This is a genomic window from Noviherbaspirillum phoenicis, assembly GCF_047237965.1.
Classification (GTDB): Bacteria; Pseudomonadota; Gammaproteobacteria; order Burkholderiales; family Burkholderiaceae_D; genus Noviherbaspirillum_A.
Window position 1 is genome coordinate 4278563 of sequence record NZ_JBDFLX010000001.1, and the last position, 23926, is coordinate 4302488.

A 23926-nucleotide genomic window follows, 5' to 3' on the forward strand; every position below is an offset into this window, starting at 1 on the left:
CATGTGTGGAATAGTCGGTTACCTGGGCGGCGCGGCGGCAGCGGACGGGGAGGATGGCATCCTCAGGCGCATGACCGGCGCCATCAGCCACCGTGGGCCGGATAGCGCCGGGTACTGGTGCGACCTGGAGCAGTCGATCCGCCTGGGACACCGGCGCCTGGCCATTGTCGACCTGTCGCCGGCCGGCAGCCAGCCGATGGCATCGGGCAGCCGGCGTTACGTGATGGTGTTCAACGGTGAAATCTACAATCACCAGGTAATGCGGGCCATGCTGATGGCGACCGGCCGCGGCGGCGCATGGCGCGGCCACTCCGACACCGAGACGCTGCTTGCCGGCTTCGACGCCTGGGGCATACAGGGAACGCTGGAACGGGCGGTCGGCATGTTCGCGCTCGCAGTCTGGGACCGCGATACGGCCACGCTGACGCTGGCGCGCGACCGCATGGGCGAGAAGCCGCTTTATTACGGATGGCAGGGAAGCGGCGCGAATGCGGTATTCCTGTTCGGCTCGGAACTCAAGGCCTTGCACGCGCATCCCGCCTTCCAGAAACGGGTCGACCGCAATGCATTGGCGCTGCAACTGCGCCACAACTACATCCCGGCGCCGCATTCGATTTATGAAGGCATCAGCAAGCTGCCTGCCGGCTGCCTGCTCAGCCTGTCGCTGCGCAACAGGGAGCCGGTCCTGTCGCGTTACTGGCACGGCGACCTGATCGCGCAGGATGGCGCGCGCCATGCCTATGCCGGCAGCGCGGCAGACGCGGTCAAGGATCTGGAATGCCTGCTGATGGAGGCGGTGGGGCAGCAAATGGTGGCCGATGTGCCGCTCGGCGCTTTTCTTTCCGGCGGCATCGATTCCTCGCTGGTGGTTGCGCTGATGCAGGCGCAGTCTTCCAGGCCGGTGAAGACATTCACGATCGGCTTTGGCGAAACGCTGTTCAACGAGGCCGGCTACGCGCTTTCCGTGGCCCGGCATCTCGGCACCGATCACACCGAACTCTATATCAGCGGCGCCGAGGCGCTGGAGGTGATACCGGCGCTGCCAACCATCTACGACGAGCCGTTTTCCGACCCGTCGCAAATTCCGACCTATCTGGTCTCGCGGCTGGCCCGGCAGCATGTGACGGTTGCCCTGTCCGGCGACGGCGGCGATGAGCTGTTCTGCGGCTACGGCCGTTATCGTTCTGCCGTATCGCTGTGGCAGCGCCTGTCCGGGATGCCTGAGCCGATGCGCAAGCTGCTGGGCGGCGCCATGCAGATGGTGCCAGCGGCAGCATGGCAGATGCTGCAGCGTGCGGCGGCCCATGCCGGACACGGGAAGGACGATGCGACTGGCCTGGAACACAAGGCCGGCAAGGCGGCCGCCATGCTGGCGGACGGATCGCTGCGCAATGTCTACCGCCTGCTTGTGAGTCATTGGCATGAGCCGGCCTGCGTGCTGCTTGACAGCGGCGCCACGCCGGACCTGTTCGCGCATGCGCGGGTCGACCATGGGCTGGACCCGATGCAGCAGCTCATGCTGCTGGATGCGCAGACCTATCTGCCCGACGACATTCTGGTCAAGGTGGACCGCGCCGCCATGGCGGCGTCGCTGGAAACCCGTGCGCCGTTCCTGGATCACCGGGTCGTCGAGTTTGCGTGGCGGCTGCCGCAGCAAATGAAGGTGCGCGACGGGCGCGGCAAGTGGGCGCTGCGGCAAGTGCTGGCGCAGCATGTTCCGCTAACCCTGATCGACAGGCCGAAAATGGGCTTCGGCGTGCCGATCGGCGCCTGGCTCAGAGGGCCGCTGCGCGATTGGGCCGAGTCCCTGCTGGATGCCAGCCGCCTGCGCCGCGAAGGCTATTTCGACGCAGCGCCGCTGAGGCGGAGATGGGAGGAGCACCTGTCAGGAAAGCGCAACTGGCAATACCACCTGTGGGATGTGCTGATGTTCCAGTCATGGCTGGCGCACAACCATGGGCTGGCCGTGTCAGCGCCGGCAGTGCCTGCAGGCGCGTGGGAGGAAGCCTGATGAATGCGGCCGGGAGGCTGTCCGGAGCGCTGGCGCAGTCGTTGCTGCGCCAGGCCGGGCCTGGCGAATTTTTTTGTTAGAAAGCGTGTCATGTCCTTACAACTATCAGACCGAAAAATAGGCGCGATGCAGCCCTACCTGTTTCCCTACCTCGGCTATTTTCAGCTCATCGCTGCCGTGGACGAATTTGTGCTGGGCGACGATCTGCAATACGTCAAGGAATCATGGATCAACAGGAACCGGGTGCTCATCAACCGCCAGGAAAAGATGATTACCTTCCCGCTGAGGAAGAGCGGGCACCTGTCCCGCATCAACGAAAAATACTTTGCAGACGACTTTCCCAGGCAAAGGTCGGCACTGCTCAAGCAATTGCGCAATGCCTATGCGAATGCACCGTGCTTCGCGGAGGTTTTTCCATTGATGCAGGAGCTGATCGAGCATGACGAGACGAACATGGCCAGGTATGCCGAACATGCGATCCGGGGCATCTGCGACTACCTTGGCATCGCCACTGTCATCCGGCTTTCTTCTTCACTCGAACTGGGGGGCTTCTCCGACCGGCAGGACAGGGTGATCGCCACCGTGCGCCGGCTCGGGGGCGACACCTACCTCAATCCAATAGGCGGCGTGGCGCTGTACGATGCGGGCTATTTCGCCCAGCATGGCATCGGGCTGCGTTTCCACAGAATGGACCCGATCGTCTACCGGCAGTTCGACAACCCGTTCGTGCCGTCGCTCTCCATCATCGATGTGCTGATGTTCAACCCGAAGCCGGAACTGGCGCGCCTGCTGCAGTGCTACCGCGTGGAGAACCATGCCGGCGAGTGCGACCGCCGGTATGCCTAGCGGACTGCCGACACCACCCCGACCAACACTCACCAGGGCGGAAAGCCATCATGTGCGGAATAAGCGGATTCCTCAGCAGCGACAACAGCCATGACTTCGACAGCAGCGTCCATGACATGGCGCAGGCGCTGCTGCATCGCGGGCCGGATGGCGGCGGCGTATGGAGCGATGCAGCCAGGGGCGTGGCGCTGGGACACCGCCGGCTCGCCATCGTGGACCTGTCGCCGGCCGGCAGGCAGCCCATGCATTCGGCCTGCGGCCGCTATGTGATGGCCTTCAACGGCGAAATCTACAACCACCAGGAGCTGCGCAGGCAGCTCAACGAGTCATGGCGCGGCCATTCCGATACCGAGACGCTGCTGGCTGCGTTCTCGCACTGGGGAATCGAGGCCACCCTGCAGCGCACTGTGGGCATGTTTGCCATTGCCCTGTGGGACCGCATGGAAAGGCGGCTCTACCTGATGCGCGATCGCATGGGGGAAAAGCCGCTGTACTACGGCTGGGGCCGCAACGTGTTCTTTTTCGGGTCGGAACTCAAGGCGCTGCGCCAGCATCCGGGCTTCAGCAACGAGATCGACCGGGATGCGCTGTGCCTCTATTTCAGGCAAAACTACATTCCCGCGCCGCGCAGCATTTACCGCAACATCTGCAAGCTTGAACCAGGCTGCATGCTGAGCCTGACGCTGGCCGACGCCACGACGGCCCCACCGTCGCCGTTGTCTGCGCCGGCCGCCTTCCGCGGGCTCAAGCTGCATCGCTGGTGGTCGCTGCACGACGTGGCGCAGGCCGGACAGCGCAACCCGATCCGCGATGAAGTCGAGGCGCTGGAACGCCTCGAATCCCTGTTGCACAAGTCGATCGCCATGCAGTCGGTAGCCGACGTGCCGCTCGGCGCCTTCCTGTCCGGCGGCGTGGACTCCTCGCTGATCGTTGCGTTGATGCAGGCAAACTCGGCCAAGCCGGTGCATACCTACACGATCGGGTTCAACGAGGCCGCCTACGACGAGGCCGGCTATGCGCGCGCCATTGCCAGCCACCTCGGCACGCGCCACACCGAGCTGTACATCTCCGCGCTGGATGGACTGGACGTGATACCGCGGCTGCCCGCCCTGTTCGATGAGCCGTTTTCCGATGTGTCGCAGATACCCACCTACCTGGTGGCGCAGCAGGCGCGGCAGCATGTAACGGTGGCCCTGTCCGGCGACGCCGGGGACGAGCTGTTTGCCGGCTACAACCGGCACCTGCGCACCCAGCATGTCTGGAACCTGGTGGCCAAGGTGCCCGCCGGATGCAGGCAGCTGTTCTCGCGCTGCCTGAAGCGCTCGTCCGCATCGCCCGCCGCGCGTGCGCTCGGACAGGGCATGAGCCATCTGATCCCGATGAACTGGCACGCCGCGCTCTATGCCGACAAGCTCCTCAAGCTGGCCGACCGCATCGACGGCGCACGCGATTGCGACGACCTGTATTTCAACCTGGTGTCGGAATGGAAGCATCCGGATGCGCTGGTGCTCGGAGGGCATGAGCCATTGACCCTGTTGCGGCAGAGGGACGCCTGGCCGCAGCTCGCCACTTTCGAGGACCGGATGATGTATCTGGACTCGATGACCTATCTGCCCGATGACATCCTGGTCAAGGTGGACCGGGCCGCGATGGCGACCTCGCTGGAGACCCGGGTGCCGTTTCTCGACCATCGCATTGTCGAGCTTGCCTGGCGCATGCCGGTTGGCATGAAGATCGACCGCGGCCAGGGCAAGCAGGCGCTGCGAAAGATACTGGACAAGCATGTGCCGCGCCACCTGATCGAACGGCCCAAGCAGGGCTTCTCGGTGCCGGTCGGCAGCTGGCTCAAGGGGCCGCTGCGTGAGTGGGCCGAACACCTGCTGAACCGCGGACGGCTGCAGCAGGAAGGCTACCTGAATGCCAATGAAATCGAGTCGCGCTGGCAGGAGCACCTGTCGGGGCGTCGCAACTGGGAGCACAGCCTGTGGAGCGTGCTGATGTTCCAGTCCTGGCTGGAGCACCAGGCGGTACCGCAGCCGGTGCTCGCCTGGCAGGCATCCGGCTGAGCGGCGTGCATCCCCGCTGGCACTGTGCGGTGTTTGCCGTGCAAGGCCCTGCGCTGCTGCCACGAATGAAGAGGAGAGAGCAATGGAGATCGTATCAGCGAGTGATCTTGCCGCGGAAGGGCTGGCCTTGCCTGGCAGCGCGCTGTCATCCCAAGGCCAGCCCGGCGCGCCGGACCGACTGCGCATCGCCGTGGTCGCCAATACGACCTGGTATATCCATAACTTCCGGCGCAACCTGATGCTGCATCTGAAGGACATGGGCCATGAGGTAGTCGCCGTCGGGCCCGAGGACCGCTATGCCGGCTTGTTCAGGCAGGAGGGCATTGCACATATCAGCGTGCCGTTTCATGGCGCCGGCAAGAATCCGGTCAGGGAACTTGGCACGCTCCTGCGCCTGCGTCGCATTTTCCGCGAACACCGTATCGATGTCGTACTCAGCTACACCCCGAAGGGCAACATCTACTCGGCATTTGCGCTGGCCGGCCGCGATGGCAGGCTGGTAGTCAATGTGTCCGGACTGGGCCGCGCATTCTCGCGTGAAGGCTTGCTCGCCCGGACCGTGCAACGCCTCTATCAGCAGGCGTTCAGGCGGGCCGAGTGGGTCTTTTTCCAGAACGATGAAGACCGGTCGACATTCATCGGCAAGCGTATCGTTAGCCATGCCAAGTCGTCGCGCCTGCCTGGTTCGGGCGTGGACCTGCGGCGTTTCAGCGTGTCGGATCAAGCTGTTGATGCAACCCGCGACACCAACAGCGTGATATTTCTGTTCGTGGCGCGGCTGCTGTGGGACAAGGGCATCGGCGAGTATGTCGAGGCAGCCCGGCTGGTGAAGCAGCGCTACCCGGGGGCGCAGTTCCGGGTGCTGGGCAGCATAGACCGTGGCGGCGCCGGCGCCGTGCCGGAAGACACGCTGCGGTCATGGATCGCCATGGGGCTCATCGACTATCTTGGCGCCTGCGACGACGTGCGGCCGCATCTGGCGGCCGCCGATTGCGTGGTGCTGCCATCCTTTTACCGTGAAGGCGTGCCGCGCTCACTGCTGGAAGCGGCGGCGATGAGCCGGCCGGTCATCACCACTGACGCGATCGGCTGTCGCGATACGGTGGACGACCAGTTGAGTGGCCTGCTGTGCAAGCCCAGGGACAGTGCCGACCTGGCGGAAAAGATAGGTCGATTCATGGCGATGCCGCCAGCCGAGCGGGTGTTGATGGGCCGGCGGGCAAGGCAGAAGATGGAACGCGACTTCGACGAGCGGATCGTGATCGACGCCTACAGCGCACTACTCCATGTTCCGCAGGCCACGGCAGCGCAGCAGGCCGGCGCCGCGCCCGCGGCCAGCGCATGAAGCAAGCGTTACCAGGGCGGCATGCCGGACTGGACCGTTTTCTCGCGCGTTGCCGCCGCCGACTCTTCTGCCGCGCAGGCTCCTGGCGTCAGTCTGCGTCGGAGGAAATGCTGACCACATGATCGAGCCTGTTGAAGCCGGTGCTGGCTTCCCATGTGTTGGCGTTGGCCAGCTGGATCGCATACTCCGGACGGCTGCTCAGCGTTGGCATCGGATCGGGCAGGTTCAGTAGCACGGCATAGTTACCCTTCGCCATGCCGGCCGGCAGCGTGATGTTCTGGTTCACCGTGTACGACTGGCCAGCCAGCCAGAGGCGCGGATCGACATTGATCTTGCTGCGCACCAGCGCGCCGGTGCTGGTATTGCGCAGCACCACTTCCACGTTGCGGCCGTTGAACGGGGCAGCCCAGCCATCGTTGCGCACGGTGAAGTTCACGGCGAAGGTGCCGCCCGGCTTGGCGCTGGCGGCGTAGCTGCCATTGGTGAGCACCAGGCGATAGCCCAGCTTCTGCTGGATCTGGCCGAAGCAGCCCTGGTTGCGCCAGCTGTTGATCACGTCAGGATGGAAGTCCAGGTTGATGAAAGACCAGTGGAACATGGCCAGTTCCTTGAGCGCGGTCGGGCAGTCGGTGCGCGGCGAGTTGAGCTTGGAGGTCTCGCCGCCCATGGGCAGGTAGTTGGTCTCGGCCTGCAGGTAGGGATACTCGGTGGTCTGGTTGGCATAGGTGCCCCAGTCGTCCGAGGTCGCCAGGAAGCTGTCGTTGTGATGGGCGCGGCGCGCCTTGGCGGAGCCGTTGAAGGCCTCGCTGGCGGTCAGCGCGGTGCCGCCGTCGAAGCGGGTCTTCAGGCGCGGGAAGCGGATCTGCACGAAGCGTTCGGCCGGGGTGGTCTGCAGCTGCTTGTTGGCGATCGCGGCACGGTCGGTGATGTTCTGCGACGACATGCTTTGGATGCGGCCGTAGTGCTGGCTGTTGGCGGCTTCGCCCCAGCTGCCGATGAAGCCGGACTGGACGACGGCGATCACGTCCTTGTTACGCGACAGGTACGGCGCGAGCTGGTCCATGTGGCCGTACAGCTGGGACAGGGCCGGATCGACGCCGTTGTCGGACATGTTGTAGGTAAAGCGCAGCACGGTCTTGACGCCGCCGGTGCGCATGTTGTCCATCTGCGCCTGGAAGGCGTCGAGGGCGGACTGGGCGATCGGGGAGCTGACGTAGGAATCGAGGCGGAAGTAGCAGAACACCAGCGAGTTGCCGTTGGCGCGGATGCCGGCGAAGGTGCTGGGGCTTTGCGGCGTGTTGCACGAGATCGGGGTGTAGAAGCCGCGTTCCGGGTTGACGATGTTGGCCGTGCTGGCGGTGTAGGTCCTGTAGATGAGGCGCTCTTGCGCATGGCCTGGGCTCAGGTAGAGCGCCATCAGCATCAGCCAGCAGGTTCTGGTCATGTAAGGTCTCCATGGCTATTGGCGGGCGGACGGCCTGCCTGCCGGGCTTGACTTGCAGGGGCAGCGCGCACATCAACGACGATTATGACCTTGTTTTGCGCCGATATCGACAGGCTCGAATACAAAAACGCGGGACGCAAAAAGGCCAGGCTGCATCAGCCTGGCCTTGGAATGGCAACCATGACGGATGCCGCGCGAAGCGGCACCCGGCAAGCGCGTTTAAGGAGCGACGCTGACCGTATGGTTGAGGTTGTTGAAGCCGGTGCTGGCTTCCCAGGTGTTGGTGTTGGCCAGCTGGATCGCATACTCCGGACGGCTGCTCAGCGCAGGCATCGGATCGGGCAGGTTCAGCAGCACGGCATAGTTACCCTTTGCCATGTCGGCCGGCAGCGTGATGTTCTGGTTCACCGTGTACGACTGGCCAGCCAGCCAGAGGCGCGGATCGACATTGATCTTGCTGCGCACCAGTGCGCCGGTGCTGGTATTGCGCAGCACCACTTCCACGTTGCGGCCGTTGAACGGGGCAGCCCAGCCATCGTTGCGCACGGTGAAGTTCACGGCGAAGGTGCCGCCCGGCTTGGCGCTGGCGGCGTAGCTGCCATTGGTGAGCACCAGGCGATAGCCCAGCTTCTGCTGGATCTGGCCGAAGCAGCCCTGGTTGCGCCAGCTGTTGATCACGTCAGGATGGAAGTCCAGGTTGATGAAAGACCAGTGGAACATGGCCAGTTCCTTGAGCGCGGTCGGGCAGTCGGTGCGCGGCGAGTTGAGCTTGGAGGTCTCGCCGCCCATGGGCAGGTAGTTGGTCTCGGCCTGCAGGTAGGGATACTCGGTGGTCTGGTTGGCATAGGTGCCCCAGTCGTCCGAGGTCGCCAGGAAGCTGTCGTTGTGATGGGCGTGGCGTGCCTTGGCGGAGCCGTTGAAAGCCTCGCTGGCGGTCAGCGCGGTGCCGCCGTCGAAGCGGGTCTTCAGGCGCGGGAAGCGGATCTGCACGAAGCGTTCGGCCGGAGTGGTCTGCAGCTGCTTGTTGGCGATCGCGGCACGGTCGGTGATGTTCTGCGACGACATGCTCTGGATCTGGCCGTAGTGCTGGCTGTTGGCGGCTTCGCCCCAGCTGCCGATGAAGCCGGACTGGACGACGGCGATCACGTCCTTGTTACGCGACAGGTACGGCGCGAGCTGGTCCATGTGGCCGTACAGCTGGGACAGGGCCGGATCGACGCCGTTGTCGGACATGTTGTAGGTAAAGCGCAGCACGGTCTTGACGCCGCCGGTGCGCATGTTGTCCATCTGCGCCTGGAAGGCGTCGAGGGCGGACTGGGCGATCGGGGAGTTGACGTAGGAATCGAGGCGGAAGTAGCAGAACACCAGCGAGTTGCCGTTGGCGCGGATGCCGGCGAAGGTGCTGGGGCTTTGCGGCGTGTTGCACGAGATCGGGGTGTAGAAGCCACGTTCCGGATTGACGATGTTGGCCGTGCTGGCGGTGTAATTCACCGACGACATGCTGCCGGTCGAGGTCGACGTATCGGTCGGCGTCGGGCTGGTCGTGGTCGTCGTCGGGCTGGTCGTGGTGGTCGTCGGGCTGGTCGTGGTGGTCGTCGGACTAGTCGTGGTCGTCGGACTGGTCGTGGTCGGGCTGGTCGCGGTTGTGGTCGATGCCAGCGTCTGGGTGTAGACGGCCGATGTGGCGGCCGGCGGCGTGGTCTGCGTCAGCAGGGCCACGCGGGACGGCGAACCGAGGTCGGCGCGGTTGATGCTGACCTTGGCCAGGCCATTGCTCGACGTGTAGGGAACGCGTTTGATTTCACTCCACTTCCACTCGCCATTGGTGCCCGAGTAACGGTAGAGGATGCCGTTCTCCATGAAGAACTCGGCGCCCAGGCCGTATTCTTGCGCGCCGAAGCCGGTCCAGCGGTTGTAGTCGGTGTCGAGGTAGATGCGGACGTGGGTCGGCGTACCCGAATAAGGAATCTGGTAATACACATTCGTGGCGTCGCTGCTCATTGTCGGAACGGGAGCGGCGGCCGCAGATGCGCCATAAGCAAGCAAGTAGCCTGCCGAAAGCAATAAAGTTGCGGGTCGGAGCGCAAATATGGGATTTATTTTCATGTTGATGATTAAAGTGTTCAAAACGAATTTAACGGGTAAAAGCGTCCCCATGCTTCCGGGGCAGGAAGCTGAAAAAATTCGCATATCTATAAAAGTGCTGGGCGAGCGCCGTCCTGGGTGTCTTAAAGGGACACCTGTAAATTCCATGATCCGGAAAAATGGACGTCAAGACGCGCATCCATTAAGGATTGCCCGCTTAACTTAAAGCGAAGGCCTCCAGCGAGAACCAAAAAGCTGTGCCGCAAACTGCACGTTATCATTCACTTTGAAAGTGTCATTACTCCTTTCCATGAAATGCATTTTTCGCACTGCGTTCAGGGCAGATGCCAAAATGCAGGCTGGCGCTCATATCAATAACACCGATTCAGTGGCGTTTCGTTTTTCCGTTCGGGCCATTTCGCCGCGGTTTAAACGGCTTGATAAACAAGCGTGTCTTGCTTATTGCCGTTTCAAGCATGTTGCCTGAAGATTAAACTACGCTGGCAAATTTATTTCCCGATGGAAAATTTTGTGGAACGGACGAATCCTAACGCAGTATTTCTGCCTAGATCAAGACAAAATTTCAGAAATTTTTGTGGTAAACACGTTTTTTTTGGGGAACTTTTTAACAGATTTAACGATGTTGAAACCTTTGTTAAAGGTTGTTCTTTTCCCGGATGGTTCAAAAATTTTTCCCATCCGCAATAAATTAAGGAAATCATCGTTAAAAGTGGAATATGCATAAGCCTCACGGGAAAAAGAGAACAAACTCAACAATAAGCAGGGTAAAGTCCGCTTTAACTGAAAGTATAAAAAACACGTTAACCTAGGCACTGAAACAGGCATCTTTTTTTTCATGAATTGCGTAAAAAAACTTCTCCATGGGAAATAAAGTTGACCGACGTTAATGCCTGTCTGCAAATGTCTTGCAGCGCCGGCAAAGCACGGAGGCGGTGCTGGTGCTGATGTACGTCAATGAATCGCGGGCATCACAGGGTTAAATTGAGGCATTCCTATTAAACAGGCAACAGGTTGTCGACTAGTGAATTGTCTGGAGAAAAGGAAGTGCATGATTGAAATGCATTTCTTGTATTAGCCGTTTCTTTTGCCGGACTTGCATAAAAAGGAGCAGGAACTCTGAGCCGGAAATGGAAATTCCTGGCGGGGAGGTCAGCTTTTACTGAATAACCGATTTCTTTCGTCACTTGTAAACATGTCCAATCCCATCCTTTTTCATGAAATGCCGGCCGAGAACGCGTCGCCGCTGTTGCCAGTGGTCCATAGCGCCGACGACAACCGGATCGACCTCGGCGAGCACCTGCAGACCCTGTTCGAGGCGCGCTGGCTGATGGTGCTGGTGATGCTCGTGGCACTGCTGGGCGCGGCGCTCTACCGGGTCGTCGTCAAGCCGGTGTATGAAGCCAACATGATGATTCATGTCGAAGAGGAAAGTGACAAGGAGCCCAAGACGACCTTCGGCGAAATGGGATCGATGTTCAATCTCAAGACCACGCCCAACGCCGAAATCGAGCTGGTCCGCTCGAGGCTGGTGGTGTCGCGCGCGCTTGACCGGCTGGATCAGTACGTGCAGGTCAGCCCGGTCTATCTGCCGCTGCTGGGCCAGTGGCTGGCCAAACAGAAGCAGACGGTGATTCCGTCCGGCTACGGCGGTTATGCCTGGGGCGGAGAAAGCCTGGACGTGGCTTCCTTCACGGTGCCCGACGGGCTGCTGAACCGCGAGTTCACGCTCACGGCCACGGGCGGCGGCAGGTACACGCTGGAAGACAAGGAAGGCACGATGCATGCCGAAGGCGTCAGCGGCAAGCCGCTGCAGGTAACGACGGCGCAGGGCGGGCTTGAGCTGGTGGTCAAAAGCCTGCAGGCCGACCCTGGCGTGCGTTTCGAATTGAAGCACCTGTCGCGGCTGGCCCTGATCGAACAGGTGCAGAAGAACATGGAGGTCAAGGAACTGGGCAAGCAGTCGGCCGTGATACGGGTGGCGCTGCAGGGCGACGACCCGCGCTGGATCCATGCAGTCCTGGAAAAGATCGGCGAGGAATACATCATCCAGAACGCCGCCCGCAAGACGCAGGAGGCGAACAAGGCCCTGGCCTTCCTGAACAAGCAGCTGCCGGAGCTGAAGGTCCAGCTCGAGGAGTCAGAAAGCCGGTATAACCAGTTCCGCAACAGCAAGGGCACGGTCGATCTGGGCGAGGAAGCGAAGTCCGACCTGCAGCAGATGGTAGCGGCAAAGGCAAGGAAAGCCGACCTGGAACAGAAACGCAATGAACTGCTGGTGCGCTTCACCGAAAACCATCCGGTGCTGATCGGCATCGACACCCAGCTGCGTGAAGTCAATGCCGAGATCCGTAACCTGAATGCCCATATCAAGTCGCTGCCGCTGCTGGAGCAGGAATTGCTGAAGCTCTCGCGCGACCTGAAGATCAATACCGATCTCTATACGTCGCTGCTCAACACGGCCCGCCAGCTGCGGCTGGTCACCGTGTCCGCCACCAGCAATGTGCGGCTGGTCGACATGCCGATGCTGCCGGAGCGGCCGATTTCAGCCGGCTGGCAAAAGATCTTCGGCATCGGCATTCTGGCCGGCCTGATGGCGGGCATAGGCGCAGCCGTGGTCAGAAAATCGATGCGCCGCGGCGTCGAAGACCCGCTGGAGATCGAGCAGATGGTGAACCTGCCGGTCTATGCCAGCATCCCGCTGAGCGAGGCGCAGAAGCAGCTGCAGACGCGGCGCGGCGCGCGCGCGCAGCAGGTGCCGCTGCTGGCGCGGGAAGCGCCGCATGACGAGGCCATGGAAGGGCTGCGCAAGTTCCGCGCCGTGATGCAGTACCTGTCCTCGCGCAACAAGAACAACATCTCGCTGCTGCTGAGTCCCACCGCGGGCAATGGCAAGTCCTTTGTGTCGGCCAACCTGGCGACGCTGCTGGGGCTGGGCAACAAGCGCGTGCTGCTGATCGATGCCGACCTGAGGAATGGCGACCTGCACCGCTATTTCCATGTCGCGCAGGAGGGCGGCCTCACCGAGGCATTGTCGGGCGTGGAAAACATCGAGAAGCTGATTCATTGCGAGGTGGCGCCGAACGTGGACCTGATCACCTCCGGCGCCTTGCCGCGCGAATCGGAACTGCTGCTCACGCCGGCGCTGCCGTCGCTGCTGCGCATGCTGGCGCCGCGTTACGACATGGTGCTGATCAATGGCGCGCCCTTGCTGGAAGTGTCGGATTCGCTGGCCGTGGGCGTGCATGCGGGCGCGGTCTATGTGGTCGCCCGCGCAGGCATTTCCACCATCCGCGACATCGGCGAGACGGTGCGGCAGCTGCGGCAGGCAGGACTGACGGCAAGGGGCTGCGTGTTCAACGGCGCAAAGTCGCGCTCGCAGCGCTATGCCTACCAGTACAAGTACGCCTACGGCAAGAACTGGAATGTGCAGTACCTCTCCGGCTCGCGGCGCAGCAATGCCGCGCTGACCACCCATACCGGCTAGAAGCGACATCGCGGCGGGGATGGCCAGGCCATGGCCCGCTGCATGAACGATTCCGCGATGAATCTGCCCGAGCCCCATTCCAGCGCCGCCACGCCACGCGTGCCGGACTACAAGCCGCGCAACCGCCTGGACCCGAAATGGCGTCCGGGCACCAGCGTGCGATCGAAGATGGCGCTGCGCGCATCGGCCGAGGTGGTCGACGATCCGTGGATGTACAGCCAGCGTTCGCTGCGGGAGCACCGGCGCCTGATGCCGGCGCAACGCATCGTGCTGTGGCTGTTGCTGGCAACCGGCATAACGGCGGCAGGCCTTGTCGGCCTGGGCATGAGCGGCGCAGACGAGGGGCAGCAATGGTCCGCGTCGGCGGCGCATGCCGGCGGACAGGAAGGCGCAGGCCCGCCAGCGTTGCGTGCGCCGTCTCGGCCCGCGGCAATCCTTGCCGACGCGCCGCAGGCCAGCCCGCCCGTCAGGGACACCGCCACCAGGCCTGTCGCCACGGCTTCCGTGCATGAGGACACCGGTAGCGGGCGCGTCGGGCCGGCGACGGCTGGCGGGCTCACACCTGCCGGGCCTGTCACGCATGCCGGCATGCGGCTGGCGCCGGCACTGTCCGTGACGCCCGTGCTGGCGGAACAGGCGCCGGCAGCGATGGCGCCGCAGGTACAGGCGAACCTGCTGCCATCAGCCGCGCCGTCGGGTGACGACGATGCGCGCCGCGCCCGACGGCCGCAGGCAGAAGCGAAGAACGTGGAATGCAGGCAAGCGCAGCAGGCCATGCAGCTTTGCGGCATCGCCGATCCCGCAAGCCGCTGACGCACCGTTGACGCACATCCGGCGCCGGGCTGCCTGCCTGCCGGCGCCGTCCGTACGGATCAAGCCACCGCTTACGACCACAGCTCGACCCGCAACTCGCCTATCGATCCGACCGTTCCCCCTGGGAGCGTTTTCGCCGTTCACCCGCACCAGCGACACCACCAGCTTGTCCAGTTCCGCCGGATCGAGGCTGGCCAGGATCGTGGCGGCGGGGCAGGTCAGCGTGGCCGAGCCGTAATGCATGGCCGCCGCCAGTTCGAAGGCGCCCAGGGTGCCGAGGAAGAGCCGTTGGCGAACGCGGCGGCGTTGCCGTCGGGCAGGTTCAGGTACACGTTGAAGTAATAGCCGCCGGCCTGGCCGGCAGGCGTGAGCATGATGTTGTCGGCCACTGGCGCAAACTGCCCCAGCGGCGGCCTGGCCAGCATGGCGCCGGTTTGCGCCTGCACCAGCTTGAGCGGCGAGGACTGGGCCTGCTGCGGCAGTGCGGTCGGCACGCTATTGCTGGAATAGCTGGCGCCGAGCCAGCCTGGCATGTAGGCCCGATAGCGTGACAGGCCGGGGTTGCAGGCATAGGTGAATGCGCCGGATAAAGGTACGTTATTAAACCTACTGCAATGGCGCTGTCGGCAGCCATGTTGCGGACGCGAACTTCTGACGTGAATCAGTGCATTGCGACAATCTGCGGCGCGTGCGCTGCAGGCGCCGCGCCGCTGGAATGCGCGCGATGCACAGGCGGCAGGCAGTCGACTGCGCAGGCGCGGCGCGGCGCGGCGCCGCGCCGGGCTTGCCGCTGACTGCTTCAGGATTCATAACAGTTAAAAAGCGAACCTTTTGGCAACAAAATTCCGGTCGAGTCTGGCCTCGTTTGATATTTATCAGAATGCACCCTCCATGCCTCAGGCTTTATTGACGGTGTTGGAACAAATGTTCATTGATATCCGAAAGAATGCGTCGTTTTCAGGCGTGGGAATGCGACTTCATTTCTATTCGGCTGATCTTCAGCAAGCGGCTCCGCACCTGAACGCGGCGCCCTTGATCGATGACGATCGTTTCCGGCACTGTTGGCAAAGCCGTTCACTTGTGTTGATTCACTTGCGTTGACTTTCCTTGCATGCAACCGGGAGCAAAGGCATCCGCCGTCCTGATGCCCTGGTTTCCTGCGCCGACCAATCCCTATCAATCTATATCGATGTGAACGACCCGATGCCCGACCATGTATGGATCATCCGCCGCCTTGCCCGCGATGTAATGGCGCGCCGCCGGGAAAGCGGCTGGAAATCGCTGCTCGCCAGCATCGTGCGTAGCGCGCGCGTGCTGGCGTTCGTCGACGCACATCAACAATTCCTGGCGCTGGATGTGAGCCGCAATTACCTCGCCGCCGACTGGAACACCAATCTGTTCCACCACCTCAGCCAGCGCGCCTACCTGATCGAGGGCCTGTCGATGCGCAAGCGCATTGCGTATCTGCACAGCCACTATGCGTTCGAGGACCAGACCTTTGGCGATGCCTACAAGCGCAAGGTCTATCTCGAAGACGGACTGACGCTGTGGGAAAAACGGCAGGGCGGGGTCCACACGGCGATCACGCTGAGCCTGTCGCCGCGCTGGGCGCCCGAGGGCGAGCTGAGCGTGTGCCTGCTGGTCAACGGCACCCGGCTGCATTGCCTGAGCTTCAACTGGATCGCGGGCGGCACGGTGGGCATGGGCTCGCAGGTGCTGCCCTTCGTCGGCCGCAATCAGGGTGCGTCGTCCCAGGCCCAGCCTGCGCTGGCGAGCTTCGATGCCTGCTTTCCCAACAACTCGCCCAGCTTCTTCTGCTTTTCCGCGCTGCAGGGCCTGGCCCAGGCGCTGGGAATGACCAGCGTGGTGGGCATCAAGGGCAGGGCGAATATCTGCTTCGACCATGGCGCGGCAAGAAGCTTCATCAACGCCTATGACAAGTTCTGGGCCCGCCTGAACGGCCAGGAGATCGCCGAGCATGCCTATCTGATCAGCCTGCCGTTTTATCAGAAGCCGCTGGTCGATGTCGCCGCCAAGCACCGCAAGCGGGCTGCGATGCGGCGCTCTTATTGGGAAAACATCAGCATGTCCGCCCACAGGACGCTGCAACCCTATCTGCTTGCCAGCGACATTGTCAGCCTGGCAGCCTGACTGCCCGGCTGGCACGGCCCCGGGATGGTGAACAAATCGCAAGGATTGGCCACCATGAAAGGATGGCGCCTCGCCCTGATGCCAGGGCAGCCATTCTTTGCATAGCGGCTGATCATGAAAACAACGACACGATATCAACACAGGGCTCTCTCCGAAGCCAGGCGGGCTGGCCTGGTGGCGGCGCTCTGCGCGATGCTGGCCGGGTGCGGCAATCAGGCTGCGGACAGCGCCGGCACGGCGCCAGGCGCGCATGCCGTGGCTTATATGCTGTTTCCCCTGGCATTGAGCGCAACCCTGCCCGGTAGCGGCGGCAGCGCTGGCACGCCGGACGCAGCGCAAGGGCCGGCGCAGCCCGGAAGGCGCGCCGTCCAGGTGGGCGACATGGCGCCAGGCGCTGCCGGTTCCCCCGTGCCCGGCGCGGAGGCGCCGGTGGTGCGCGGCATCAACCAGACGGAACAGATCATTGGGTCCTACCGCCTTGCCAGCGGTGAAAGGCGGGCCTTCCTCTGGACCGCCAGCCATGGCATGCGCGACCTGAACGATCTCGTCAGGCACAAGCCTTTGGACCTGACGCTGTCGGATGCGCTGGCCATTTCCGATGCCGGCGCCATCGTCGTCAAGGGCAATGCCGGCCTGTTCCTGCTGCGGCCGCTGTCCAGGGCGTCGGGCGCGGCCGCGATGCCGTCGGGCGATTAAGTCAAGTACGATGCGCGCCGGCCGCAGGGCGCGACGCTTCCCACATCAGGCGGCCTCCCGCTCGCCATCCTCGAAGGCGATGCGCGCCTGTTCGCGCACCTGCCTGCGGCGCAGCTCCCACAATTCGCGCAGCCGGTCGGGGCGCAGTTCACGCTCGTCCGCTTCCGACACGAAACCAACCTCGCCATTGCCCACGGCCTCGGTGCGGGAAAAGCTCCACTCGCGGCAGAACTCCGGCTTGATCGCGCCGGCATGCTTGGTTGGCATCGCGCACAGCAGCTGCATGCCGAGGTTCTCGCGCAGGAACTTCAGCACGTCGCGCGCCCGCACCTCGTCCATCTTCGAGAACGATTCGTCATTGACCAAAAGGCGCAGGCTGGGGCCTTTCTCGAAATGCTTCAGCTTGTTGGTGACCACTGCCGCATGGATGATGTAGGCCGGCGTCTCCAGCTGGCCGCCGGAGCCGGTGCCCCATTCTGACAGCCTGACCTGCGAGCCGGTGTCGGACTCCTTGTAGATTTCATAGCGGCGGTAATTGCGGAAGTCGGCCACCCGCTGCAGTTCGCGCAGCGCATGCTCTTCATCGTCCGACAGCAGCAGGCCCAGCAGCCGGTCGCGGACCTCGCGCTGTTCGCCGGTGAGCTGCGGATCATCGAACAGGCTGGCGGTCTCCTCGCCATCCGACAGCGCCGCGGTGGCGCGGAAGAAGTCGTAGTAGGCCTTGTACTCGGGCACCCATTCCGACCAATCGATGCGGAAGCGGTCGGTGCCAAAGCGCAGCTTCTCCAGCTCCATGTTCAGCGTGCGCAGCGTATGCACTCCGGCGTCGACGCCATTCCTGATCTCGTAGCAGAACTGCTTGGTGAAGACATCGTTGAACGACAGCTCGGCGGTGCGCAGCTGTTCCAGGTTGCGCACCAGGCCGATGTCCTTCTGGCGCAGCAGCTGGGCGCGGGTCTGGTCGCGCAGCGTGATCATCTGCGCATACAGCGGGCCGAAGTCGCCGTCGCGGCTGTCCAGCCCGGAATGGGCCTCGAACTGCTCGTCGGCGCGGGCATGGGCATGATAGGCGCCGAGCGCGGCGCGCACGTCGCTGTAGAGCTGCCAGGCCCGTTCCCGCTGGCGCGCCACATCCTCCTGCGCATCGGCCTGGCCCTTGCGGCCCCGCTCGACCTGCGCCGCGACCTGGTCTTCCAGCGCCACCAGCGACAGGCTGGCATTGACCGCGCACAGTGCGCGCAGCCGGCCGCGGTCGGCTTCCACCGCCTGTTCCCGTTCGGCGCCGCCGGCGGCAATCCGCGCCAGCGCCGCCTGCTGCTGCTGCAATGCCCGTTCATGGCCGCCGATCTGCTTGTTGCAGGCAGCCTTCTTCTGCTCGATCAGCGCGATTTCCTCGCCCAGCGCCTCGGCCTCGTCCTGCAGCTTGCCGGCCGCGGCCAGGTCGAGCCGGCCGAGGTCGGCGCGCGCCGCATCGAGTTCGCGCACCGCATGTTCAACGTCCGCGCGGGCGGCGAAGGAGGGCCGCTGCAGCTGGGCAAGCAAGGCCAGCGCGCCCTGCAGCTCGCGCAGCATGGCCCGCAGCGCCTGCAGTTCCTCCTCGGCGGCCGCATGCTCCTCTTCGGCCCGCGCCCTGGCCTGGCGCCGCGATTCCTGGCCCAGCACCAGCTGCTCGGCGTCGGAGACGAACATGGTGCGCGCGCCGCTGCCCTTTCCATCCTGGGTCAGGCCGCGCGGCGCATGGCGCAGCGCATCCACATCGGCCACCTTCACTACCGGGCCGTACTGCTCATGCAGATAGGCATGCGCAACCGGATGCTCGGCGCGCAGCTCGTGCACGATGGAGTCGGCCGGGGTGCGCTCGGTCTTCAGGTTCTTCAGGCACAGGCTGCCCTGGATCACCGACAGCCGCAGCTTCTTCTGGCGCACGAAGGTGATCGCGCGCGCCTCCCATTCCTGGTCCACGACCAGGTTGAAGCGGGCGCCGCCGAGATAGCCCTCGATGGCCGGCTGCCATTGCGGCGACAGCGGTTCGACCAGGTCGCACAGCACCTGCGCCCGCGCGGCCGGCAGTTCGCTGCGCAATTCCTTCAATGCATGGCGCACATGGGCCGGATAATCGGCGCCGCCTTCGGCCAGGTTGGCGCGGCGCGACTGCGCGTCGCGCTCGCGCCGCAGGGCTTCAGCTTCGCTGCCACGCAACTGCGCCATCTGCGCATGCAGCGCCGCCACGAAGCTGTGGTCGGCGCCGGCCAGCGCCGCGAACAGCTGTTCCAGCGCGGCCTCGATGCCATCGAGCTCCTGCGCCAGCAGCAGCGACTGCAGCACGTCGGCCTCGGGCAGCGCGGCCAGGCGGTTCACGGCCTCCAGTGGCGCGGCCAGGCCGCGCGCATCGGCCGTGGCCAAGGCGTCGCTTACTGCCTGCGCCGCGCGCGACAGCTCGGCCTGCTGCGCCGGTATCTGCATGCCGGCCACCGTCCGCGCCGCCGTTTCCAGGCGACGCGCGGCATCGGCGTTCTGGCGCAGCGCCGACAGGGCAGTGCGCACCCGGCCGTTCAGTTCATCGATCTGACCCTGGATGCGGCGCTGCTGCTCCACCGCCGGTATGCCCATCATCTGCGCATGCACCTGGGTTAGGCTGCGGCCGCGCGCGCTGCGCTCCTGCTCCAGCCTGGAGAGGGTGTCGTTGTCCTGCGCGATCGAGGCTTCCAGGCCGGCGATGGCGGCATTGGCACGTTCGATCTGACGCTGGTCGTCGCGCAGCGCCAGCGACGAGGCCAGCAACTGGGCAAGCGCCGCCGCCTCATGCGCGCCGGCGGCCGCGGACGCGGCCGTGCCCAGCCGTTCCAGGCGTTCCACGTTGGCCGACAGCCGCTCGCCTTCGCGCCGCAGCTCGTTGACCTGCCGCATCAGGCGGCTGGTCTGCGCGATGCGCTGCGCCAGCAGGCCGGCGTCGAGTTCCAGGATCTGGCGCCGCACCAGTTCATCGACGCTGCCGATGGGCTTGTGCGCAATCGACTGGCTCCAGGCGCGGGCCGCGCTTTCGGCTTCGGCAAAGGACACCGCCTTCTGGCCGCGAAAGCGGCCGTACAGCTGGCACAGGTACTCGCGCTTGCTGTCGCGAAAACTCGTCACGCCGCGAAAGCGCGAAGACAGATGCGCCTCGATGCGCTCGGCCGGCACTACCAGCAGCGCGCCGTCGCCGCCCTCATCACGGGCGGTCAGGTCTTCCAGCCGCAGCGCCGCATCGTCGATGATCAGCAGTGCCAGCCGCTCGGCCACCGCCTGGCGCCTGCCGCCGCTGCCGTCGACCCGGGCCGAGGCCGCCACCAGCGCGGTGAACTCGCGGCCTTCCTCGCCCTCGCTCGGGCGAAACACCGCGCCGACATAGCCATGCGCGCCGTCGGGGCGGGCAAACAGGTTGTCCTCGGCGCCGACGATATACGACCACAGCGTGCGCTTGGTCTTGCCATTGCGCGCCGACTGGGTGGTTTCATCCTGGCCCGGGTTGTAGTTGAAGATGTTCTGGTAGACCGCGGTCATCACGGTCTGCAGCGCGTCCAGCATGGTCGACTTGCCGGAACCGGTCGGGCCGGTCAGCAGGGTCATGTCGCCCATCGCATATTCCTGGCTGCGCAGCGCGCCCCAGTTCACCAGGATCAGCCGGTCCAGTTTCATTGCGGGTTTCCTTCTTCCTCGGCGGCGTCAAGGATCGGCTCTTCCGATTCCAGCGCGCGCGCCAACATGTCGTCGCTGATGATGCCCAGGATGGTGGGGCGGATCGCGATCAGCGCTTCCTCGTCTTCCATCACGAACAGCGGCGCCAAGCGGATCAGCCGGTGCCGCTTCAGCTCGCCCAGCAAACGCTGGCGCTCCACCGCGCCGGCCGGCAGCGGCCGCTTCAGCTGGGTCTGCAGGGTGGCGGCCAGCTCCTCGAAGCGGGCCAGCACTTCGCCGTCGTCGGTCAAGCGGCCGCCGGCGTCGGCCAGGCCCTGCTGGTACAGAAAGCGCAGCGCCAGCGCGGCCGCCACGAAGTCCGGCGAGAGCCGGGCGCGCAGGCCCGGCATCGCGTCGGCGTCGCTGCCATCGGCAATGCCGGGAATGTCGGCGCCGGGCGCATACAGCCGGAAGAAGGCATTCTGCGCATCATGCACCAGGGTGAAGCCGGCCAGGCCGAAGTATTCGGCCAGCGGCGCCTCGATGCGGCGCATGTCGTCGTACAGCCGCTGCTCGACGCCGTCCTCGTCGCGCACCATGATGCCGGCGGCGAACATGCGTCCGACGATGTCGCGGAAACGCTCCAAAGGCACATTGTGCGGCGCCAGTTGCGCCATCAGCACGTCGGTCAGGCTCATGGCTGCTTCTCCGGTTCGTTCAGTCGATCAGGTTCATCCAGTGCGATGCGGTAATCCGCGCCGCTGTAGTAGTCGTTTTCCATGCGCGCCGCCAGCCGGGTCGCGGTCATGCCGTGGCCGCGGCCGCTGCGGATGGCTTCGACCAGCTGCATGTTGGCCAGCAGGTCGGCCGTGCTGGAGGCAGGCAGCTGCGACAGCCTGATCGGTTCGCGCCGCGCCGCCAGCGCCGCGCCGACCTGGCGCAGCACGTCCTCATTGGGCAGGGCGAAGGCATCGGCCTCGGCGCGCTGCATCGCGGCCGCCAGCCGGGCGTCGCGGCTGACCCGGGGCTGGGCGGTGACGGCCAGCGCGCGTCGCCGCTGCGACGGCCCGCGCAGACGGAAGGCCGACGGGTCCAGGAGACGCACCTCGGCCGGCGCCATCGCCTGGCCCAGCCGCAGCAGCAGCGCCTGCTGCCCCTCACCGGCATCGGCCACGCGGCTGATGGCGTCGCCCCAGGCACGGCGGCCGCGGCCACCGTTAAGCAGCAAGGCCTGCTGCACGATGGCGGCGGCGCGCTGCATGTACACGCTCATTGCCTTGATCAGTTCCGGATGCCGGCTGTTGCAGGCCGCTTCCACCATGTCCTCGATGCGAAACAGCATCCAGTCCAGGGTCGAGCCGCCGCTGCGCTCCTGCATCGCCCAGCGGGCCACGTCGTTGAGCCGGTTTTCCAGCATGTCGCGGCGCGCCGGCTCCAGCGCATGCAGCTGCACGATCGCTTCCCGTATCGCCTGGCGGTGCCGTTCCACGCTGTCGGCGGTGAGCTGCTTCTTGAATTCCTTCTCGAAGCGGTCGAGAAAGTCCATGAAGCCTTCCCATGGCGTCTGCGACGCTTCCAGCATCAGCCGGCGCACCAGTTCCTGGAAATAATCCACGCCCTCGGACAGGTCGCTGATGACTTTCTCAGCATAGTCCCAGGCGTCGACGAGGTCGTGCGCATCGAGGTTGCGCAGGGTGGCGTCGAGCGCATTGCGGCAGCTGCGCACATTGCGCTGCCGGGTGCGGCTGCTGCGCCGCTCGACCGACCAGAAGGCTTCGGCGAACAGCTTGCCGGCGCGGGTGAGGCGATAGGCGGTGACAAGGCCGGCGCGGTCGGGAAAGGCTTCCACCCAGCCGTCGCGCTGCAGCGCGCGCACCACCGCGGCCGCGCCCTGCACATCGTCGGCATGCTCGGGAATCAACGCAGGCTCGGCGTCGTTCTCCTCCTCGGGCGCCGGCAGCCGGCGCGCCTCGCGCACCACCGGCAGCAGCAGGTCGCGCAAGCCGTCGCGGGAGAGGTTTTGCGCGTAGTCGGCGCTCGGGCCATGCAGCCGCTCGTACAGGGCACGTACGCAGGCGACGATGACTTCACGGTGCTTGCCGGACAAGGGGCGGAAAAAGTGGCGTCGTTCAGTTTCAAAAAACACAAATGTTGCAGTCAAAAATCAGCAGCGTGCAACTATAAGGGCAAGTGCCGACGCGGCGCTACTGGTTTTTCCACCGGTGTGACCGTGCCGCCGCAGTTGGCTGTCAAGGGGGCCGTGCCCTGGTTTTCCGGCGCTGCATGGCCTTGCGTTGCGTGTGTTGGCCCTGTCTTCCTGTTTGTGGTGCAGCAATCAACGTGAGGAAAGCGGCCTGCTTCAGGCAACGCCCTTTTGCGCCCGGTACAAAGCTGCGGACAGTTTCATCAAGCGGCGCTGCTGCCCCCCGCAGGCCCCGACCAACCCGTATAAAGGATGTCATGCATGGATTCCACCATTCCAGCCCATCGTGTTCACCCCGATATCGTTCCCGTCGACTTTCCCACGACCAGCACGGTCACAACGACCACCACCACGCTCACTGCCGTGACGACGGCCGGTGGCATCGCGCCGCAGCCGGCATTGCGCGCCGCACCCGCGCAGGCCGACAGGCTGCTCGGCATGGCCGATGGCATGCGGACCCGGCCGAATGCGCAGCTGATCGAAAAATATGTGGACGACCTGCTGCAGGCCTTCGATCGCGGCGAGACCGACGCCGACACCATCATGCGGGCAGCGCTGGTGGTCAGAAATGTCGTTGCCCGGGATGTCCGGCATGCACTGCCGGCGATGTATGGGGCGGCGCGGGCCATGAAGAAGGAGCAGTTGCTGATGTATGCATGCAATGCCGGCATGAACTGGCATCACGGCAACAACGCCCTGTGTTTCGCCGCCCAGATGGGCCATGCGAATGTGGTCAAGGACTTGTGCGCGCTGGGCGTGCCGCTGGAGAGCAGCAATCCGGAAAACCGGCGCACGCCACTGATCATCGCGGCCAGGGAAGGCCATGACAAAGTGGTCGACATCCTGATTGCCCATGGCGCCTCCACCGCGGCGACCGACATCGATGGCATGAATGCGCTGGCGCATGCCAGGCAGTGGCTCGCGCGAGGCAGCATGCTGTTCAACACCAGCCTGCACGATCCGGAACTGGGGATGAACTGGGCGCGTTGCATGCGGCTGCTGGAGCCAGCCGGCATGGCCGATTCCTGAAAGGCTGCGTCATTGCCGGGCAGTGCGGGGTAGGGCGCGCATGGCGCGCGCAGGCCGCTGCCACCGCCCCGCGCAGCG

16 protein-coding genes are annotated in these 23926 nt (G+C 64.4%); 10 read left to right on the forward strand and 6 right to left on the reverse strand.

Features of this window, described 5'->3' with window-relative positions:
- Nucleotide 1: 1 nt before the first annotated feature.
- The 4 genes from asnB (ABC383_RS19145) to ABC383_RS19160 all read left to right on the forward strand — a co-directional run bounded on the left by asnB (ABC383_RS19145) (nucleotide 2) and on the right by ABC383_RS19160 (nucleotide 6268).
- Nucleotides 2-2011, forward strand: a complete 2010-nt coding sequence (gene asnB, locus ABC383_RS19145) for an asparagine synthase (glutamine-hydrolyzing) (RefSeq protein WP_413016038.1) — start codon at nucleotides 2-4, stop codon at nucleotides 2009-2011.
- A 90-nt stretch (nucleotides 2012-2101) separates the two neighbouring features.
- On the forward strand, nucleotides 2102-2857 hold the full coding sequence (locus tag ABC383_RS19150; protein ID WP_413016040.1) for a WbqC family protein: 756 nt from the start codon (nucleotides 2102-2104) through the stop codon (nucleotides 2855-2857).
- A gap of 50 nt (nucleotides 2858-2907) precedes the next feature.
- A complete protein-coding gene (asnB, locus tag ABC383_RS19155) occupies nucleotides 2908-4923 on the forward strand; it encodes an asparagine synthase (glutamine-hydrolyzing) (protein ID WP_413016042.1) in 2016 nt (671 codons plus the stop codon).
- Between the two features lie 82 nt (nucleotides 4924-5005).
- Nucleotides 5006-6268: a glycosyltransferase family 4 protein gene (locus ABC383_RS19160; RefSeq protein ID WP_413016044.1), complete on the forward strand. Its 1263-nt coding sequence runs from the start codon at nucleotides 5006-5008 to the stop codon at nucleotides 6266-6268.
- Between the two features lie 88 nt (nucleotides 6269-6356).
- On the opposite strand, the gene ABC383_RS19165 is transcribed toward ABC383_RS19160, so the two are convergent.
- Both ABC383_RS19165 and ABC383_RS19170 read right to left on the reverse strand, forming a co-directional pair.
- Nucleotides 6357-7712, reverse strand: coding sequence for a DUF4832 domain-containing protein (locus tag ABC383_RS19165; RefSeq protein ID WP_413016046.1), 1356 nt, complete (start codon nucleotides 7710-7712; stop codon nucleotides 6357-6359).
- A 219-nt stretch (nucleotides 7713-7931) separates the two neighbouring features.
- Nucleotides 7932-9713 (reverse strand): DUF4832 domain-containing protein, encoded by a 1782-nt coding sequence (locus ABC383_RS19170; RefSeq protein ID WP_413016047.1) that lies wholly within the window; start codon nucleotides 9711-9713, stop codon nucleotides 7932-7934.
- Between the two features lie 88 nt (nucleotides 9714-9801).
- On the opposite strand from ABC383_RS19170, the gene ABC383_RS19175 reads away from it, so the two are divergent.
- From ABC383_RS19175 to ABC383_RS19185, 3 genes are all read left to right on the forward strand, one after another.
- Nucleotides 9802-10023 carry a hypothetical protein gene (locus tag ABC383_RS19175; protein ID WP_413016049.1) on the forward strand — a complete coding sequence of 74 codons (222 nt, stop codon included), beginning with the start codon at nucleotides 9802-9804 and terminating at the stop codon, nucleotides 10021-10023.
- A gap of 987 nt (nucleotides 10024-11010) precedes the next feature.
- Entirely contained in the window at nucleotides 11011-13302 is a 2292-nt protein-coding gene (locus tag ABC383_RS19180; protein ID WP_413016051.1) for a GNVR domain-containing protein, read from the forward strand.
- A gap of 42 nt (nucleotides 13303-13344) precedes the next feature.
- Nucleotides 13345-14115: a hypothetical protein gene (locus tag ABC383_RS19185; protein ID WP_413016052.1), complete on the forward strand. Its 771-nt coding sequence runs from the start codon at nucleotides 13345-13347 to the stop codon at nucleotides 14113-14115.
- Between the two features lie 218 nt (nucleotides 14116-14333).
- Here the strand turns inward: ABC383_RS19185 and ABC383_RS19190 are convergent, their stop codons facing one another.
- Nucleotides 14334-14648 carry a hypothetical protein gene (locus ABC383_RS19190; protein ID WP_413016054.1) on the reverse strand — a complete coding sequence of 105 codons (315 nt, stop codon included), beginning with the start codon at nucleotides 14646-14648 and terminating at the stop codon, nucleotides 14334-14336.
- A 670-nt stretch (nucleotides 14649-15318) separates the two neighbouring features.
- Here ABC383_RS19190 and ABC383_RS19195 point away from each other — a divergent pair.
- Complete coding sequence (locus tag ABC383_RS19195) at nucleotides 15319-16266, forward strand: DUF535 family protein (protein WP_413016055.1); 948 nt, start codon at nucleotides 15319-15321, stop codon at nucleotides 16264-16266.
- Nucleotides 16267-16380: 114 nt separating this feature from the next.
- Nucleotides 16381-16962 carry a hypothetical protein gene (locus tag ABC383_RS19200; RefSeq protein WP_413016057.1) on the forward strand — a complete coding sequence of 194 codons (582 nt, stop codon included), beginning with the start codon at nucleotides 16381-16383 and terminating at the stop codon, nucleotides 16960-16962.
- A gap of 45 nt (nucleotides 16963-17007) precedes the next feature.
- On the opposite strand, the gene ABC383_RS19205 is transcribed toward ABC383_RS19200, so the two are convergent.
- The 3 genes from ABC383_RS19205 to ABC383_RS19215 are packed head-to-tail and all read right to left on the reverse strand — an operon-like array spanning nucleotide 17008 to nucleotide 22762.
- Nucleotides 17008-20637, reverse strand: coding sequence for an ATP-binding protein (locus ABC383_RS19205; protein WP_413016059.1), 3630 nt, complete (start codon nucleotides 20635-20637; stop codon nucleotides 17008-17010).
- Entirely contained in the window at nucleotides 20634-21314 is a 681-nt protein-coding gene (locus tag ABC383_RS19210; protein WP_413016060.1) for a DUF4194 domain-containing protein, read from the reverse strand. The genes ABC383_RS19205 and ABC383_RS19210 overlap by 4 nt, the downstream gene beginning before the upstream one ends.
- Nucleotides 21311-22762: a Wadjet anti-phage system protein JetA family protein gene (locus ABC383_RS19215; protein ID WP_413016062.1), complete on the reverse strand. Its 1452-nt coding sequence runs from the start codon at nucleotides 22760-22762 to the stop codon at nucleotides 21311-21313. Before ABC383_RS19215 ends, ABC383_RS19210 begins: the two co-directional genes overlap by 4 nt.
- Before the next feature lie 318 nt (nucleotides 22763-23080).
- Between ABC383_RS19215 and ABC383_RS19220 the strand changes: the two genes are divergently transcribed.
- Entirely contained in the window at nucleotides 23081-23848 is a 768-nt protein-coding gene (locus ABC383_RS19220) for an ankyrin repeat domain-containing protein (protein WP_413016064.1), read from the forward strand.
- Nucleotides 23849-23926 lie beyond the last annotated feature (78 nt).